Below are 15,685 nucleotides of genomic sequence, written 5' to 3' on the forward strand. Positions count from 1 at the left end.
TTGAAATGACTTGAACACCGCGGACAGTTACGCACGCGTGAAGACAAGCATGGTTTTCACTCAGGCGCCGAGTACGACGATCACATGCACGCGATAAGGTCCATGCGCGCCGAGCACGATGGTCTGCTCGATATCCCCGGTGCGCGATGGCCCAGAGATGAAGTTGACCGCACGCGGAAGCTCGCCCCGCTCGCTGCGGATCAATGCGAATGCTTCTTCGTGTCCCGCCACGATGCGCGAAGCCGGCACGATTGCAATATGCGTTTCCGGCAGCAGACCGGCTGACGCATAAGTGTCCGGACCGGACAGCAACACGAGCGAGCCCGTTTCGGCAGTCGCACAGAAGCAGCCGGTCAGGCCCACTACGTCGCCGTCTTTCGGCTTGCGAAATTCGACCGTGAGGCCCGCGTCGTTCCAGCGCAGATCCTGCAGCGTGCCCCAGGCAATGGCCTGCAACGGCAACGCGTGATCTGCGAGATAGCGATACGCCGCGGCCGGCACGTCGCTCAGCGACGCTACCGTGTCGACGGTGGTCGCCATTTTCTGCGCTTCTTCAATGAACCGCCTGGTCAGGTCCGCAGGCATATCCGGGCGCGGGCCAGACGGATGGCGCGCCAGATAGTCCGCCGCTGCTTCCCGCTCGGACGGGGACGGCTCCGGTTCCCGGCCTTGCGCCGCGCGGATGCGCGCCAGAATGTTGCGGCGGGCAATCGATGTGTCCATATGCGAAAGTCCTCGTGTCGATAGCCGTGCGATATGTCGGAATTATACCGGCCACCCTCCACGCGAACACCCTGGCCGAACGGCATAGGAACACTTCAGACGCGCGGAACACGCGTGCCCAAGCCGTTAATTCGCGGACTCTTCCTCGGGCTGCGCGATGCCGAAGACCTGCCGCAGATACGCGAGATACGCCTTGTCCTCGCACATGTTCTTGCCCGGCGAATCGGACAGCTTCGCCACGGGCTGCCCGTTGCAGCGAACCATCTTGATCACGATCTGCAGCGGGTTGTAGCCGAGGTCGTTGGTCAGATTCGTGCCCACGCCGAATGCGAGCTTGCAGCGTCCGCGGAAGCGCTCGTAGAGCTGCAGCACCTTGGGAATATCGAGCGCGTCGGAGAACACCAGGATCTTCGTGCGCGGATCGCAACGGTTCGCCTCGTAGTGCTGGAGGAGGCGCTCGCCCCAATCGAACGGGTCGCCCGAATCGTGGCGCGCGCCGTCGAACAGCTTGCAAAAGTACATGTCGAAGTCGCGCAGAAACGCCTGCATGCCATAGACATCCGACAGTGCAATGCCAAGGTCGCCGCGATATTCCTTCGCCCACATTTCGAAGCCGAAGATCTGCGAATCGCGCAGCCGCGGGCCGAGCGCCTGGCACGCCTGCAGATACTCGTGCGCCATGGTGCCGAGCGGCGTCAGGTTGTGCTTCATTGCGTAAAACACGTTGCTCGTGCCGGCGAACTGCTCGCCAAGACCGTCTTTCAGCGTGAGGATCACTTCTTCGTGCCATTGCTTCGAAAAGCGGCGACGCGTGCCGTAGTCGGCAATCTTGCAGTCGGCAAATTCCGGCCGCGCGCCCAGAAGTTTCATCTTGTCGACCAGGCGCCCGCGGCCTTCGCTGTAGTCCGGCTCCTGCTGTGTATTGCGGAAGTAGACCTCGTTGACGATTGCGAGCATTGGAATCTCGAACAGGATCGTGTGCAGCCACGGACCTTTGATCTCAATGTCGATCTCGCCGTTGTTCTTCGGCGACGGCTCGATCGAAATGTACTTCTCGTTCAGATGAAAGAGCGCGAGGAACTCGATGAAGTCGCCCTTAATGAAGCGCATGCGCCGGAGGTAGTCGAGTTCCTCGTCGGTGAAGCGCAGCTGGCAGAGCTTGCGCACTTCGTCACGTATCTCGCCGATGTAAGGCACGAGGTCGACGTTCGGCGTGCGGCAACGGAAGCGGTACTCGACGTTGGCCGCGGGAAAGTGATGCAGAACCACCTGCATCATCGTGAACTTGTACAGATCGGTGTCGAGCAGCGAAGTAATAATCATGATGGTGCGAACTGGACCGCAGGAAGTACGGAAGGCCTGACTCAACCCATGCATAAGGGCGCCTCGTGCGCCGGCTTGACGCATGTTACCCGAATGCGCCGTCATTCAGGCGCGAGCGCGGCCCGCCCTCGCGCCGCTGAGCGGGAACCCGTTACTCTTTGCGCACGCAATAAACTAATCACGAAAACATATAAAAGGCGTTGTGCGATGCTGCATGCGCCTCTTGACGTTACGTTACAATACCGCTTTTGGCGTTTGCGCCTTCCCTGATTCCGCATGCAGGAGCTGCCTGAATGACTCACGTTGTGACCGAAAGCTGCATCAAGTGCCGCTATACCGACTGCGTCGATGTGTGCCCGGTGGACTGCTTTCGCGAAGGTCCCAACTTCCTCGCGATCGACCCCGATGAATGCATCGACTGCGCCGTGTGCGTGGCCGAGTGCCCGGTGAACGCCATTTATGCCGAAGAAGACGTGCCGGGCGACCAGCAGAACTTCATCGAGCTGAATGCCGATCTCGCCAAGAACTGGCCGAGCATCACCAAGACGAAGGCGCCGCTGCCGGAAGCCGACGAGTTCAAGGACGTCAAGGAAAAGCTCGCCCTGCTCGCGCGCTGAGCGTTTGAGAGCCCGTCATACGTCCCGGTAGTTCGGATCAAATTGAGATGAACACAAGGTATTGACAGGCGCCAACGCTGCTTCTACAATTTCGCTTCTCTGCTGTTGTTTTTCTGTTCCTCGATAGCTCAGTCGGTAGAGCGCCGGACTGTTAATCCGTAGGTCCCTGGTTCGAGCCCAGGTCGAGGAGCCAAGAATTGCAAAAGCCCGTTAACCAAGACGGGCTTTTTTATGAAGATCAAGTTGTACTGCTGTTCCTCGATAGCTCAGTCGGTAGAGCGCCGGACTGTTAATCCGTAGGTCCCTGGTTCGAGCCCAGGTCGAGGAGCCAAAATTTTAAAGGCCCGCATCCGTGCGGGCCTTTTTGTTTTTGGTCTCCCTTCAGTTCGGCCTTCCTTCAGGGCGAGCACCTCATTCGCGATCAGCGCGCCGTTCTCCATTCATCAATTCACGGCGGTTTTTCCGAGGCTCGTTTGCCGAGCCGTTGCCGGACGTCTCGCCAATCTTCCAGCGGTATACGATGACAGCTTTGCGGCGCGCACCGCGCCTCCAACGCTTCCCGCTCAATCGGCCATCTCATGAAAATCACCACGTTGCAAATCGCGCTCGCAGTCGTCGCCGCCGTCGCCGTACCTGTCGCGCACGGCGAAGAAGTCGGCAGCGTCAATACGAACTTTCACATCACCGGTTCCGACCGGGTGGTCGTCGAGGCCTACGACGATCCTCTCGTTCAAGGCGTGACCTGTTACGTGTCGCGTGCGCGCACGGGTGGCGTGAAGGGCACCCTCGGCATCGCGGAAGATCCCACGGAGGCGTCGATCGCCTGCCGTCAGGTCGGTGCAATTCATTTCACCGGTCCGGTGAAACAGCAAGCCGATGTGTTTTCGGTGAGCATGTCGTTGATCTTCAAGGCGTTGCATGTAGTACGCGTGGTCGACACAAAGCGCAACGCGCTCGTGTATCTGACCTACAGCGATCGGGTCGTCAGCGGCAGCGCGAAAAACAGCGTGAGCGCCGTGCCGATGCCGGCCGGCACCACCATCCCTGTGAAGTGACCGACCGTCGGTCGGCGCGGGCGATGTCCTACGAAAAAGCGCACGGCGCGCGCTCCCGTACGAAGCGCGCCGCCATGCCCGCAACCGTCGCTCCGCGCTAAACTGACTGGCCGTGCGAGAGCCATGCAATGACCGCCGTTCATCGTTTCCAGAATTCAGCCCGTTACTGGCGCACGCCGCTTCTGCCCGGTGCGGACCTGCTCACGGCTGAATATCACGACCACGAGTTCGCACCGCACTGGCACGATGCGTACACGATTCCCGTGATCGTCGCGGGCGCCGAAGGCTATCGGTATCGCGGTTCGGACTATGTCGCCGAAGCCGGAGGCGTGCCGATCATCAATCCCGGCGAACTCCACACGGGTTCGAAGGCAGTCGAAGCGGGCTGGCGCTATCGCGTAACGTACGCGCCGGTGCAGTTCATCCACGAACTCGCCGATCAGATCGCCGGCAAACCACAGCCTTTGCCGTGGTTTGCGCCCGGCGTAATCCACGATCCCGACCTTGCCGCGCGGCTCGCGAATGCGCACCGTATGCTCGAAGCGGGCAGCGACGCGCTAGCAGCTGAAACCGCAATGCTCGACGCGCTCTCCACGCTGCTCGTGCGCTATTCGCAGACGCAGCCCGAGCCTTCGCGCGTGGCCACCGACGACACGCGCGTCGCCGTCATGAAAGAACGCCTGGCAGGCGACCTGCTCGAACCGGTCACGCTCGCCGACGTGGCGCAGGCGGCCGGACTCTCGCCATTTCACGCCGCGCGCCTTTTCAACCGCGCGACGGGTCTGCCGCCCCACGCCTGGCGCAATCAGATACGCCTGCAACGCTCGCTTGCGCCGTTGCGGGCAGGCGTCCCGGTAACAGATGTGGCGGCCGCCAGCGGCTTTACCGATCAGAGCCATTTCACGCGGCACTTCCGACGCATGTTCGGCGTGCCGCCCGGACGCTGGCAGGGGCAGTGATCTCCGCAAGAACGTACAAGCCCGGCCCTCCCTGCCCCGTTATGCTTCCCGACTCAAAGGAGGCAAGTTTTGACCCACTCAGTCCGTTTAAAGGAAGTCACTGCGGGCGCACGCGACATCATCCCGATGATGGTCGGCTCGGCGCCTTTCGGCGTCATTTTCGGCACGCTTGTCGCGTCCGGGCCGCTGCATCTGTGGCACGGCCAGTTGATGTCGCTTATCGTTTTCGCGGGCTCCGCGCAATTTATCGCGCTTGGGCTGATCGCGGGCCACGCGAGTTTCGCGGTGATCTGGGCCACCACGCTCGTGGTCAATCTGCGCCATGTTCTGTATAGCGCGACACTAGCGCCGCACGTCGCGCATCTTCCGGCGCGCTGGCGCTGGGCCCTCGGCGCGCTGCTCACGGACGAAGTATTCGCAGTCGCGTGGGAGCACTATCGAAACCGCGAGCCGGGCACCGTGGGTCCGCACTATTTCTTCGGCGCCGGTTTCGCGATGTATCTGAACTGGCAGGTGTGGACGGTCGCCGGCCTGCTGTTCGGCGCTGCCTTCCCCGGACTACAATCGCTCGGACTCGATTTCGCAATGGTCGCCACTTTCATTGCGATCGTCGTGCCGCAGCTCACCGCGTTGCGCTATATCGCGGCCGCGGTAACCGCGGGCACGCTGGCCTTCTTCTGGCAAGCATGGCCGTACAAGCTCGGACTGCTCGCCGCCGTCTTCGCGGGCGTCGTGGTCGGTGTACTGCTTTCCACGTCGGGCTTCGGATTGCGGCGTGCGCGCCGGTCGGCGGAGGGATCCCGATGAACTACGTCGTTTTGATACTCGGCATGGCGCTCATCACGTGGGTGATCCGCGCCGCCGTCTTCGTGCTCGGCGACCGGCTGGTATTTCCGCCTCTGGTGCGCACGGCGCTCGGCTTCGTGCCGGTCACCGTGCTGACGGCGATCATCGTGCCGATGGCCGTCTCGCCGCATGGCGCCGACACCGGTGCCGAGCTGACGTGGCGCAATCCGCAACTGGTCGGCGCACTGGCCGCTGTCGTCGTGAGCGCGCTGACGCGGCGGCCGCTCGTAACCATCGCCGTGGGCCTCACGGTATTTTTCGTCTGGCAAGGCGTGGTGCTGCGATAACGCGCCTGCGCTCCGACACGTAAGGGCTCACTCACACGGAAGCCGCCGGTAACGGGGCTTCCGCGTTCACCGTCGGCTCCGGACGAGAGTCGCAAAACCGTCCAGGCAGCACTGCAAAGCCTGCCTCATATCCGACAAAACCCTTAAGTTTCCCGTTGATCCGCCGATATGCAGTCGAGGTCCGCTCGTCGGGATACGTCCCGCCAGACGCGGCAACAGGCAGGAATCAAACGCGCAGCCATTCGACGAGGCCGCGCGGCAGGACCAACGGGATAGACACATGGGTCAAATTACCCTCACGCTCAAAGACGAGACCATTGCGACGCTGCGAAAGGATTTCGATGCATTTCTGCGCGTATCGCTGAAGCTCGATCCGCAGTTTGCGACGCCTTCGTTCGAGGACTTTTTGCGAGCCAAGCTGCTCGACAACATGGTGCCGCTGACCGAACACGCCGTTCAGCGGATGTTGCAGGGCGGCCAGTATGCATGGGCGAAACGCACGCTGGACAAGGAGTTTCCCGACGTCGTCGCGATTCTGATGCGGCAGGCGGGCGAATTCGGTTTCGGCTTTGCAGCGCGCTCGGAGTGGACGCCGGAAGAGTTGGCCAAACAATGTCGCGACTGGGCGGCGGCGATCGTCAGGGAAGCCGAAGGCGACGCGGTGCTGGTCGACCCGCTCTCGGCGCAGATCAAGGGCGCGGTACAGGATATCCAGGCGCTCGAGGAAATCATGCAGACGCCGGCATGGCGGCTCGTGGAATCGCTGCGTCAGCGCGTTTATGAAGCGAAGGTGGCGTGCGAAACGAACGTGGGCAGCACCGCCCGCGAAAAGCTGGGCGAACTGCGCGGCCTGCTGCGGCTCGGCATTTCGCACGGCTCGTTCCAGAAGCAGGAAGCGCAACAGATCATGGAATATCTGCGCCTGCTGAAGCCGGAGATCTTCGTCGAGGAACCGTACGACGTGTTTTCGCGGATGGCGGCGTGGCTGCGCAACTTCTTCGTGCCGCCGCGCCCCGCCCCGCAACAGCAGCAACGGCAGTCGCGCTAGCTCGACCCAGCGTCTGCCCAGCAGCAGCTGGCGTGCGAAGCACGCTGGCTGCCACCGAAAGCGATCCTGGGAGCCCTCCGGGAAGCTCCCGCGCGGCTACAGCAGCCCGCGGGCATCGAGACCCGCCTCGCCGCACACCTGAGCCGCGCTCAATCCCACATCTTCCTGAGCCTTGCTCCAATTTCTATCTTTGCCTGCGCCGCCGCGGCAAGCCCCGCGGCCGTCGGCGCACTGGGCACCGGCACGCGCGGCCATGCGTACGCGTCGAACAAAGGCATCAGGTGCGCCGGGATAAAGCGTGTGCGCGACGCCCACACGTGACGATCGCCCATATGCGTCTGGTTGTGCACGTAAAAGCGCTGCGGCACGACGATATGCAGGTCTTCTTTTGCGCGCGTCATCGCCACGTAAAGCAGGCGGCGTTCTTCGTCGATTTCCTCTTCGCTGCCGGTACCCAGATCGGACGGAATGCAGCCGTCGACCCCGTTCAGCACGAACACGTTGCGCCATTCCTGTCCCTTTGCCGAATGGATGGTGGACAGGATCAGATAGTCTTCGTCGATGAGCGGCACGCCCGATTCGTCGCTCGTGGCATCGGGCGGATCGAGCGTCAGCTCCGTCAGAAAGCGCTCGCGCGACGCATACGTGCCCGCAATGCTTTCCATCTGCAACACGTCGGCATGACGGATCGCGGCGTCTTCATGATTGCGCTCCAGATGCGGCTCATACCAGCGCCTCACCATCTCGAACTCCGCAGGCCATGGCGTCTGCCGCCCATACACGCTCGACATCAGCCTGACGAAGGGATGCCAGTCCTCTTGCGCGCGAGGCGGCGGTGCGAACGCAGCGAGCGTGCTGCCCGCGGTGTCGGCCGGATTGCCCACGCCAGCGCGCGCGACAATTTCGTCGAGCACTCTGGCGGCCGTGGCCGGCCCCACACCAGGCAATAACTGTACGACGCGAAAACCGGCCACCCGGTCACGCGGATTCTCGGCCCAACGCAGCACCGCCAGAACGTCCTTGACGTGCACGGAATCGAGAAACTTCAGGCCGCCGAAGTTCACGAACGGAATGTTGCGCCGCGTGAGTTCGATCTCGAGCGCCGCGCTGTGATGCGCGGCACGAAACAGCACGGCCTGCGACTTCAGTGTCATGCCCTGCTCGCGCGCTTCCAGCACCTGCTCGACGATATAGCGCGCCTGGTCGGCCTCGTCCGCGACGGTGACGAGCCGGGGCCGCTGCGCCGACGACTTGTCGGTCCACAGGTTCTTCGTATATCGCTCGCTGGCCAGTTCGATCACCGCGTTCGACGCGGCAAGAATCGGCTCGGTCGAGCGGTAATTGCGTTCGAGCGTGACCTGAACCGCGGGCGGATCGAAATGCGCCGGGAAATCGAGAATATTGCGCACGGTAGCGCCGCGAAACGAATAGATCGACTGCGCGTCGTCGCCGACCACGGTCAGGCCGCGTCCGTCCGGCTTCAGCGCGAAGAGAATCGACGCCTGCAGCCGGTTGGTGTCCTGATATTCGTCGACCAGCACGTGATCGAAGCGCGCCGACAGATCCGCGGCAATCGCCGGCTCCGCGGCCATATGCGACCAGTAAAGCAGCAGGTCGTCGTAATCGAGCACGCTCTGCTTCTGCTTGGCGTCGACGTAGGCGGCGAACAGCATGCGCAGATCGGCTTCCCACTCGCGGCACCACGGGAACGCGCTGTCGAGCACCTGCCCGAGCGACGCGCCGGTGTTCACGACGCGCGAGTAAATCGCGAAACAGGTTCCCTTAGCCGGAAAGCGCCGTTCTTTCGCGGACAGACCCAGCTCATGCCGCACCAGATTCATCAGGTCGGCGGAATCCTCGCGGTCGTTGATCGTAAAGGCCGGTGCAAGACCGATCAGTTCTGCATATTCGCGCAAAAGCCGCGCGCCGACGCTATGGAACGTGCCCGCCCATGTCAGCCCTTGCGCGAGCGCGGCGCGCGTGCCGAGCGCCGTCGTGGCAATACGCGTGACGCGGCGTGTCATTTCCAGCGCCGCGCGACGCGAAAATGTTAAGAGCAGGATTCTGCGCGGATCGGCGCCCTTCACCATCAGATTGGCCACACGATGCGCAAGCGTGCTGGTCTTGCCCGAGCCCGCGCCCGCAATGACCAGCAAGGCGCCTGGCGGCGAATGAGCCGTGTCGGTGCCGAATTCGACGGCCTCGCGCTGAGCGTCGTTCAGCTTCGCAAGCCAGGCGGCGGTATCGGACGGCGACGGCGTTTCTGCGACGGAAAGCACGGTGTTTTAAGGGCGTTGAATGGATCGGGAACGGCGACGCATACTGTATATCCATACAACCCGAGCGCACAAGCGCCCTTTTTTAGCGCGGCTGCGGCGCCGTCACGCGCGCGCCGCGCCACACGCTTACGAGCCGGTCAAACGAAACGGCCCGTGTGCTTAACGCAAACGGGCCGTTTCGTTGAGCAAGTCGCACCTGCCCATCAGGAAGCAGGAACCTACTGCTTCTTCGCGTCCTTCAGATTGGCCTCGGCATGCGCCTTGTCGGCGTCGGCCTGAGCTTCGGTCTTTTCCTTGTCGGCCTTGGCTTGCGCGACAGCCGCCTTCTTGTCTGCCTTCGCTTGCTGCTTCGCCGCCTTCTGATCGGCGTGCGTGACCGGCGCTGCGGGGTCACTTGCCTGCGCGAATGCGGCCGACGACAGGCAGCCCGCGATCAGCAGCGCGCAAAGCCGCGCGGTCGGAGATTTTGCGGAATTAGCAAATCGAGCGTTGCTCATGCGATTCCTCCTTACCAGTCTCATCAGGTCAAGCCGGGTTCGACGCCGCGGGCTAACCTGAGCCCGCGGCGCCGCCTGCCATTAGTGCTTAACTTCGCCGCCGTCGGTCTGCGCGCCCGCCTGACTTTGCAGGTTCATCTTCATTTCGTTGTCAGCGGCCTGCTTGTCCGCTTTCTTGTTGATCTTCGCGTCGCGCACCTGCTCCTTGTATTCGGACTTGGCAGCCTTCTGCTGCTCCTTCAGCTCGGCCTTCGACGCCTTCTTCGACGCGCGGTACTCTGCGTTAGCCTTCGCGTTGGCTTCGCGCTTTTGTACGAGCGGATCGGGCGAGCCCGAGGCCGTCAGGCGGGTCGGCGCCGGGGTGACCGGCTGCACGCCTTGGGCGGCAGGAGTGGCCGGCGCGACGTCGGCACCGGGCGTCTGAACCTGTACCTGCGTATTCATGCCCGCAGCCGGTTGAACGGGTTGCGCGGTCTGCGCGACAGCTGCCGTGGCGGCGAATGCGGTCATGGCGGTACCGATCAGGAGCGTACGAATCTGGGTCATGGCAAATTCCTCTCTAGAGTTGTTGTGGCCGGGTCGAACCGCCCTGCATCGCACTGCGGCGCGCTGGACGCCCTCCCGGTCTGCTCATAGCCGAACTAGATCCGGCAAGCTTTCCTGCTGAGATGCACTTTACGAGTGAAGTCCCGTCGTGACGACTGGTGTTACGCAACGTTTCACTTTCCGACAAACGGATAACATCTGCTTGCATTTGCTTGCGATGCGTTCACGAAACACTGCGCGAGACAACGCGACTTCTTAGGGGCAAGCTTGTGCTTTATGATGCGAACCCCTTGCCTGAAGGTGCAAAGCACATGCCCAACCTCGATTTCACGCTCACCGGCGACTACGTCGAACTTCACAATCTGCTGAAGATCACGGGGCTCGCGGACAGCGGCGGCTCGGCGAAGATGATGGTGGCGGACGGAGCCGTCACCGTGGACGGCCGCGTCGAAACGCGTAAAACGTGCAAGATCCGCGCAGGACAGGTGGTGCTGCTCGGCGACACGCGAATCGCGGTCCACGAAGCCTGACGGCTCCCGCCCGCTCTCGAACCATGAGATTCCGCAGGAAACTCGCGCACCAAAAATGTGCTTAATCCATCGACTTTGCAGCGGTCACGCAATAAGCTGTTGGTTTCGCTAGACGAACGGCCTCGCTGACATCGCCGGCTGGCGGCTCTCCTGGAACCGCGTGGAGCCGCGCTGGTGGGTGTCGTCGCGAGGCTGAGCGGCCATGCGACCGCGAGCCCGCGCGTCTCTCACAGAGCGCGCTTCCGTTGCCTTCGGTGCTTCCAGTGCCGCGGTGGGCGGCGGTCACGGCGTCGTCATTCCGTCAACTTTCACACGCTCCATGACTCAATCCGGCTTCACCCGGGTGGCCACCCGTCCGCCGACCTTGTCCCGCCACGCCGCCGACACCGCGCGGCTCGCCGCGCCGCTCGCCATCGCGCAGCTGTCGCAAATGGCCATGGGCGTCACCGACACGATCCTGCTCGGCTCTCTCGGGCCGGACGCGCTCGCGGCCGGCGGCCTGGGCGCCAATCTGTTCTTCGTCGTGGTGACGCTGCTTCAGGGCGTGCTGACGTCGGTCAGCGTGAGCGTTTCGCATGCGCGCGGCGCGCAGGACGAAAGCCGCGTGCCGCACATCTACTGGACCGGTTTTGTGTTGTCGGTGTTGCTGTCGGTGCCGGCGTTCGCCTTGCTGTCGTTCGCGACGCCCATCCTGCTTGCGTTCGGCGAGCCGGCGCTGCTCGCGCATAACGTCGGCGAATACGCGGCGGTGCTGCGCTGGGGCGCGCTGGGCAGTCTGATCGGCGTCGGTCTGATGCGCTCGTTCCTGCCGGCGATCGGCGCGGCGCGGCGGCTGCTGTGGGTCTCGCTGGTGAGTGTCGGCGTAAACGGCTTTCTCAACTACGGACTCATTCACGGCGCCTATGGGCTGCCGCGGCTCGGCTTCCTCGGCTCGGCGGCTGCGACGTCCATCACCGTCTGGCTGACCGCGCTCGTGCTGATGGCGCTGTTGCATCTGCGGCCGCGCTATCGCCATTTCGTGGTCGCCACGCGTCCCAACGTCCCGCTGATGGGCGAGCTGTTCGGTATCGGCTGGCCGGTGGCGATCACCTACGGCGTCGAATCGACGCTCTTCCTCGCGACCGGCCTGATGGTCGGGCTGCTTGGCGAGTCGCAACTGGCCGCACATCAGATCGCGCTGAACGTCGCGTCAGTGGCATTCATGGTGCCGCTCGCGATCGGCCAGGCGGCCAATGTGAGAGTCGGTTTCTGGTCCGGCGCCGGGCAGCCGCTCGCCGCGCGTCATGCGGGCTTCGTCGCGCTGGCACTCGGCGTCGGCTTCATGACGTTGTCGGGAATCGTGCTGATCGCCGCGCCGCATTGGATCGTCGGCCTCTATCTGCACCTGGACGACCCGGCCAATGCAGCAACGGTCACGCTCGCGAGTTCGCTCCTTGGCGTGGCGGCGATTTTTCAGATTGTCGACGGCATGCAAACGGTCGGATCTGGCTGTCTGCGCGGTCTGAAAGACACGCGCATACCAATGATCGCCGCCGCATTCGGTTACTGGGTGATTGGTTTTCCAACCGGCTATACGCTCGCCTTTCATGCCGGGCTGGGTGCTCGAGGTTTATGGTGGGGACTCGCAGCAGGCCTTGCGAGCGTCGCGCTGCTAATGACGCTGCGCTTTCACAAGCTAAGTTTGCGGCGCGTGCCGGTTGCGGCGGACGCCCCGCCTGCCGCATCGGTTTGAACGCGGAGAACGGACTCGCCGTTTAGGCGCGCCCGCGCTGCGTGACAGGTCCGCTTTAAGGCCCGGCGGCCGGCCGCGCCGCAAAAGGGACAATGGCACACCAAAACAACGTCCCTGCAAAGCCGTTGCACGCGCAACCATAGCGCCGGCAAGCTGCCGCCCACAACGTTAAAATGCATGACTTCTTCGGTGCGTGTCGCGAACCCGCGTCCATCCACCGGAGCTCCGCTTGCGCGCCTCACAAAGGACCGCGCCGCCGGCAGGTCCACCATCCGCTGACAACCTGCCGTTCTCTTGCGACACAACTGCAGCAACCGCGAAGTATGGCGCGTCCCGCTCCCAGGCACTCGTTGCAGCCCGTGAGGCGCCGCGCCCGGCAGACCGTCGCCGCCTTCAGCGCTGCGCTCGCTTGCGAACGACCAACCCCCGCTTCTCGCCATAAAACATAACCAAGGACCTTGCCCCATGCCTGCCCGCATCACCCGTCTTTTTCCCGTTTGGGCCGTGCTCATTTCGGTTGCAGCGTATTTCTCGCCGGCTTCGTTCACCGGCATCGCTCCGCACGTCACCACGCTTCTGACCATCATCATGCTGGCGATGGGCGTCACGCTGTCCGTCGCGGACTTTCAACGCGTCTTCACACGGCCGGCGCCGGTGATCGCAGGCATCGTGTTGCATTATCTCGTGATGCCGCTCGCCGCCTGGGTCATCGCCAAAGCCTTGCGCATGCCGCCCGACCTGACCGCCGGCATGGTGCTGGTGGGCAGCGTGGCAAGCGGCACGGCGTCGAACGTGATGATCTATCTCGCGCGCGGCGACGTCGCGCTGTCGGTGACGATCAGTGCGTTGTCCACGCTCGTCGGTGTCTTTGCGACGCCGCTTCTCACGCGCCTTTACGTGGATGCGTCGATCGCCGTCGACGTCCACGGCATGTTGATGAGCATCCTGCAAATCGTCGCGCTGCCGATCGTGGTCGGCCTCGTGGTGAATCATCTGTTCGGCAAGACGGTTCGCAAGATCGAGCCAGTGCTGCCGCTGGTCTCGATGGTCGCGATCCTGCTGATCATCGGCGCGGTGGTGGGCGGCACGCAAAAGAGCATTGCGTCTGTCGGCCTCGTGGTGATGCTCGGGGTGGTGCTGCATAACGGCATCGGCCTGCTCGGCGGCTATTGGGGCGGCCGTCTGCTAGGTTTCGACGAAGCCGTTTGCCGCACGCTTGCGATTGAAGTCGGCATGCAGAACTCGGGCCTCGCCGCGACGCTCGGCAAACTCTACTTCACGCCAATTGCCGCGTTGCCCGGCGCGCTGTTCTCCGTCTGGCACAACCTGTCGGGGTCACTGCTCGCGGGTTATTGGGCAGGGCGTCCGGCGAAGGGCTCGACGTATGCCGAAGGCGAACGCGGGCTGAACACCGAACGTGTCTGACGGCTTCGAACGACCGCTCATCGCGGTCCCGCGCGCCGCCGGCGTGCCGCGGTGCACAGTCCGGCGGCGCGATTCCCCTTAGAATGGATTTCTCGGCAGCGCGAGTGCAACATCTGCGCTGCCGTTACGAAAAGCCTGAACAACAAGGGGAAAAAGCGTGCAGTGGCATATAGAACAAAAGCAGACCGCGACGCAACGCAAGCGCGCAATCCGCTCCGCCAGACATTTTTTCTTGCTGTGCTGCACATCGGCATTTCTGACTGCGTGCGCAACCAAACCTCCCGCCACCGCATTCGACCGCCCCGTCACTCACGCGTTGGCGCCGAGCGAAAACACGCCGCTTCGCGCGGCGCTTGAACCGCTCGAAGCCGCTCATCCGGGGGAATCGGGTTTTCGTGTGCTCTCGAGCGGCACGGACGCACTGCAGATGCGCATCGCGCTCGCCCGCGCGGCGACGAAAACGCTCGACATGCAGTACTACATCGCGAACGAGGACACCACCGGCAAGCTGCTGCTCGGCGCGGCGCTGTACGCGGCGGATCACGGCGTGCGCGTGCGCATGCTGGTCGACGACCTGAACTTCAAGGACATCGACCGCATCATGGCGGGGCTCAACTCGCACAACAACATCGAGATTCGCGTCTTCAACCCGTTCGGCAGCGCGCGTGAGGGTGTGTTCGAGCGCACCACGAATGTCTTCACGCAGATCGGCCACTTCACGCGCCGCATGCACAACAAGGCGATGATCGCAGACAACCAGTTGGCGATTGTCGGCGGCCGCAACCTCGGCGACGAATACTTCAGCGCGAGCGAAGTCCTGCAGTTTCGCGACATCGACGTGCTCGCCGCCGGCCCGATCACCGCCGATGTCTCGGCGAGCTTCGACGACTACTGGAACAGCAGCGTCGCCTATCCGCTCGGCGTGCTGAACAAGCAGAAATTCGATCGCGAGGAACTCGATCAGACGCGCGACGACCTACGCAAGCACTGGCGCACCAACGCCGATCCATACAACGCGAAACCCCTGAACGCGACGCCGCTCGCCACGCAGATTGCGGGCAAGCAACTCGGCCTGACCTGGGCACAAGCGGAGTTCAAGGCGGATCAGCCGGAGAAAATCGAGAGCCCGTCGCCCGACTACGTCAGTCCACCGATGAAGCGGCTCGGCGAACTCATGAAGGATGCGCACAAGGATTTCCTCGTCGTGTCGCCCTACTTCGTTCCGCACGAGGCCGGCGTGACGGCGCTCGGCGCACTCACGCACCGGGGCGTGCGCGTAGCGATCCTGACGAATTCGCTCGCCGCCACCGACGCGGTCGCGGTGCAAGCGGGCTACAGTCCGTTTCGCGTGCCGCTGCTGCAACAGGGCGTCGAGTTATACGAGTTCAAGCCGCGCCAGGATACGCCCACGGCGGGAATCGCCGGGTCGCGTTCGCGTGCCAGTCTGCATGCGAAGACTTATGTGATCGACCGCCGGATTCTGGTGATCGGCTCGATGAACCTCGATCCGCGCTCGGCGCATCTGAATACCGAACTCGCACTCGTGATCCACAACCCGGAACTGGCTGCGCAGGTCGCCGACATTTTCGCCACGGCCACGGCGCCCGAGCGGAGCTACCGCGTGACGCTCGCCGACGACGCGCAACTCGCCTATCTTCGTTCGATCGGCGCGCCGCTGTCACCGCTCGTGTGGACCGATGTCGAAGACGGCACGCGCCGCACCTACATTTTCGACCCGCAGGCAGGGTTATACCGGAACGCGCTAACGGGGCTATTCTCCCTATTGCCGGTCAACGCAGAACTTTAAAAGCGGAGCTC

General features: G+C 63.3%; 15 protein-coding genes and 2 tRNA genes. 12 read left to right on the forward strand and 5 right to left on the reverse strand.

Translation table 11 applies throughout. The features are described from left to right. Nucleotides 1-60: 60 nt before the first annotated feature. Nucleotides 61-723, reverse strand: a complete 663-nt coding sequence (locus tag OH764_RS12420; protein WP_498847006.1) for a LutC/YkgG family protein — start codon at nucleotides 721-723, stop codon at nucleotides 61-63. Between the two features lie 126 nt (nucleotides 724-849). Next, a complete protein-coding gene (gene pncB, locus OH764_RS12425; RefSeq protein ID WP_204522253.1) occupies nucleotides 850-2,046 on the reverse strand; it encodes a nicotinate phosphoribosyltransferase in 1,197 nt (398 codons plus the stop codon). Nucleotides 2,047-2,339: 293 nt separating this feature from the next. Here pncB and fdxA point away from each other — a divergent pair, with 293 nt between their 5' ends. The 8 genes from fdxA (at nucleotide 2,340) to OH764_RS12465 (ending at nucleotide 6,858) form a co-directional block, all read left to right on the forward strand. Further along, entirely contained in the window at nucleotides 2,340-2,663 is a 324-nt protein-coding gene (fdxA, locus tag OH764_RS12430; protein ID WP_020069367.1) for a ferredoxin FdxA, read from the forward strand. A gap of 117 nt (nucleotides 2,664-2,780) precedes the next feature. After that, nucleotides 2,781-2,856, forward strand: a tRNA-Asn gene (locus OH764_RS12435). A gap of 62 nt (nucleotides 2,857-2,918) precedes the next feature. Next, a tRNA-Asn gene (locus tag OH764_RS12440) sits at nucleotides 2,919-2,994 on the forward strand. A gap of 247 nt (nucleotides 2,995-3,241) precedes the next feature. Next, nucleotides 3,242-3,718, forward strand: coding sequence for a CreA family protein (locus OH764_RS12445; RefSeq protein ID WP_204522254.1), 477 nt, complete (start codon nucleotides 3,242-3,244; stop codon nucleotides 3,716-3,718). Between the two features lie 128 nt (nucleotides 3,719-3,846). Further along, nucleotides 3,847-4,677, forward strand: coding sequence for a helix-turn-helix transcriptional regulator (locus OH764_RS12450; RefSeq protein ID WP_498847007.1), 831 nt, complete (start codon nucleotides 3,847-3,849; stop codon nucleotides 4,675-4,677). Nucleotides 4,678-4,803: 126 nt separating this feature from the next. After that, complete coding sequence (locus OH764_RS12455) at nucleotides 4,804-5,484, forward strand: AzlC family ABC transporter permease (protein WP_498848814.1); 681 nt, start codon at nucleotides 4,804-4,806, stop codon at nucleotides 5,482-5,484. Beyond that, nucleotides 5,481-5,810, forward strand: coding sequence for an AzlD domain-containing protein (locus OH764_RS12460; RefSeq protein WP_498847008.1), 330 nt, complete (start codon nucleotides 5,481-5,483; stop codon nucleotides 5,808-5,810). Before OH764_RS12455 ends, OH764_RS12460 begins: the two co-directional genes overlap by 4 nt. Before the next feature lie 280 nt (nucleotides 5,811-6,090). Further along, entirely contained in the window at nucleotides 6,091-6,858 is a 768-nt protein-coding gene (locus tag OH764_RS12465) for a DUF4088 family protein (protein ID WP_498847009.1), read from the forward strand. Between the two features lie 149 nt (nucleotides 6,859-7,007). Here OH764_RS12465 and OH764_RS12470 read toward each other — a convergent pair whose 3' ends face one another. The 3 genes from OH764_RS12470 to OH764_RS12480 all read right to left on the reverse strand — a co-directional run bounded on the left by OH764_RS12470 (nucleotide 7,008) and on the right by OH764_RS12480 (nucleotide 10,180). Then, entirely contained in the window at nucleotides 7,008-9,137 is a 2,130-nt protein-coding gene (locus OH764_RS12470) for an ATP-dependent helicase (protein WP_498847010.1), read from the reverse strand. Between the two features lie 218 nt (nucleotides 9,138-9,355). Beyond that, nucleotides 9,356-9,634 (reverse strand): hypothetical protein, encoded by a 279-nt coding sequence (locus OH764_RS12475; protein WP_498847011.1) that lies wholly within the window; start codon nucleotides 9,632-9,634, stop codon nucleotides 9,356-9,358. An 81-nt stretch (nucleotides 9,635-9,715) separates the two neighbouring features. After that, entirely contained in the window at nucleotides 9,716-10,180 is a 465-nt protein-coding gene (locus tag OH764_RS12480; RefSeq protein ID WP_498847012.1) for a hypothetical protein, read from the reverse strand. 311 nt (nucleotides 10,181-10,491) lie between these two features. On the opposite strand from OH764_RS12480, the gene OH764_RS12485 reads away from it, so the two are divergent. From OH764_RS12485 to OH764_RS12500, 4 genes are all read left to right on the forward strand, one after another. After that, nucleotides 10,492-10,710, forward strand: a complete 219-nt coding sequence (locus OH764_RS12485) for an RNA-binding S4 domain-containing protein (protein WP_011489423.1) — start codon at nucleotides 10,492-10,494, stop codon at nucleotides 10,708-10,710. 319 nt (nucleotides 10,711-11,029) lie between these two features. After that, entirely contained in the window at nucleotides 11,030-12,442 is a 1,413-nt protein-coding gene (locus OH764_RS12490; RefSeq protein WP_020069357.1) for an MATE family efflux transporter, read from the forward strand. 465 nt (nucleotides 12,443-12,907) lie between these two features. After that, nucleotides 12,908-13,867, forward strand: coding sequence for a bile acid:sodium symporter family protein (gene panS / locus OH764_RS12495; RefSeq protein ID WP_498847013.1), 960 nt, complete (start codon nucleotides 12,908-12,910; stop codon nucleotides 13,865-13,867). A 157-nt stretch (nucleotides 13,868-14,024) separates the two neighbouring features. Continuing rightward, nucleotides 14,025-15,674, forward strand: a complete 1,650-nt coding sequence (locus OH764_RS12500) for a phospholipase D family protein (protein WP_498847014.1) — start codon at nucleotides 14,025-14,027, stop codon at nucleotides 15,672-15,674. Nucleotides 15,675-15,685: the final 11 nt, after the last annotated feature.

This window comes from Burkholderia sp. M6-3, assembly GCF_050858985.1.
In the GTDB taxonomy this organism is placed as follows: domain Bacteria; phylum Pseudomonadota; class Gammaproteobacteria; order Burkholderiales; family Burkholderiaceae; genus Paraburkholderia; species Paraburkholderia caledonica.

Excerpts from the sequence above, each read along its gene's own strand:
- pncB (WP_204522253.1), bottom strand. The coding sequence starts at position 2,046 with ATGATTATTACTTCGCTGCTCGACACCGATCTGTACAAGTTCACGATG.
- OH764_RS12480 (WP_498847012.1), bottom strand. The coding sequence starts at position 10,180 with ATGACCCAGATTCGTACGCTCCTGATCGGTACCGCCATGACCGCATTC.
- panS (WP_498847013.1), top strand. The coding sequence starts at position 12,908 with ATGCCTGCCCGCATCACCCGTCTTTTTCCCGTTTGGGCCGTGCTCATT.
- OH764_RS12455 (WP_498848814.1), top strand. The coding sequence starts at position 4,804 with ATGATGGTCGGCTCGGCGCCTTTCGGCGTCATTTTCGGCACGCTTGTC.
- OH764_RS12465 (WP_498847009.1), top strand. The coding sequence starts at position 6,091 with ATGGGTCAAATTACCCTCACGCTCAAAGACGAGACCATTGCGACGCTG.
- OH764_RS12460 (WP_498847008.1), top strand. The coding sequence starts at position 5,481 with ATGAACTACGTCGTTTTGATACTCGGCATGGCGCTCATCACGTGGGTG.
- OH764_RS12420 (WP_498847006.1), bottom strand. The coding sequence starts at position 723 with ATGGACACATCGATTGCCCGCCGCAACATTCTGGCGCGCATCCGCGCG.
- fdxA (WP_020069367.1), top strand. The coding sequence starts at position 2,340 with ATGACTCACGTTGTGACCGAAAGCTGCATCAAGTGCCGCTATACCGAC.
- OH764_RS12475 (WP_498847011.1), bottom strand. The coding sequence starts at position 9,634 with ATGAGCAACGCTCGATTTGCTAATTCCGCAAAATCTCCGACCGCGCGG.
- OH764_RS12445 (WP_204522254.1), top strand. The coding sequence starts at position 3,242 with ATGAAAATCACCACGTTGCAAATCGCGCTCGCAGTCGTCGCCGCCGTC.
- OH764_RS12485 (WP_011489423.1), top strand. The coding sequence starts at position 10,492 with ATGCCCAACCTCGATTTCACGCTCACCGGCGACTACGTCGAACTTCAC.
- OH764_RS12450 (WP_498847007.1), top strand. The coding sequence starts at position 3,847 with ATGACCGCCGTTCATCGTTTCCAGAATTCAGCCCGTTACTGGCGCACG.
- OH764_RS12490 (WP_020069357.1), top strand. The coding sequence starts at position 11,030 with ATGACTCAATCCGGCTTCACCCGGGTGGCCACCCGTCCGCCGACCTTG.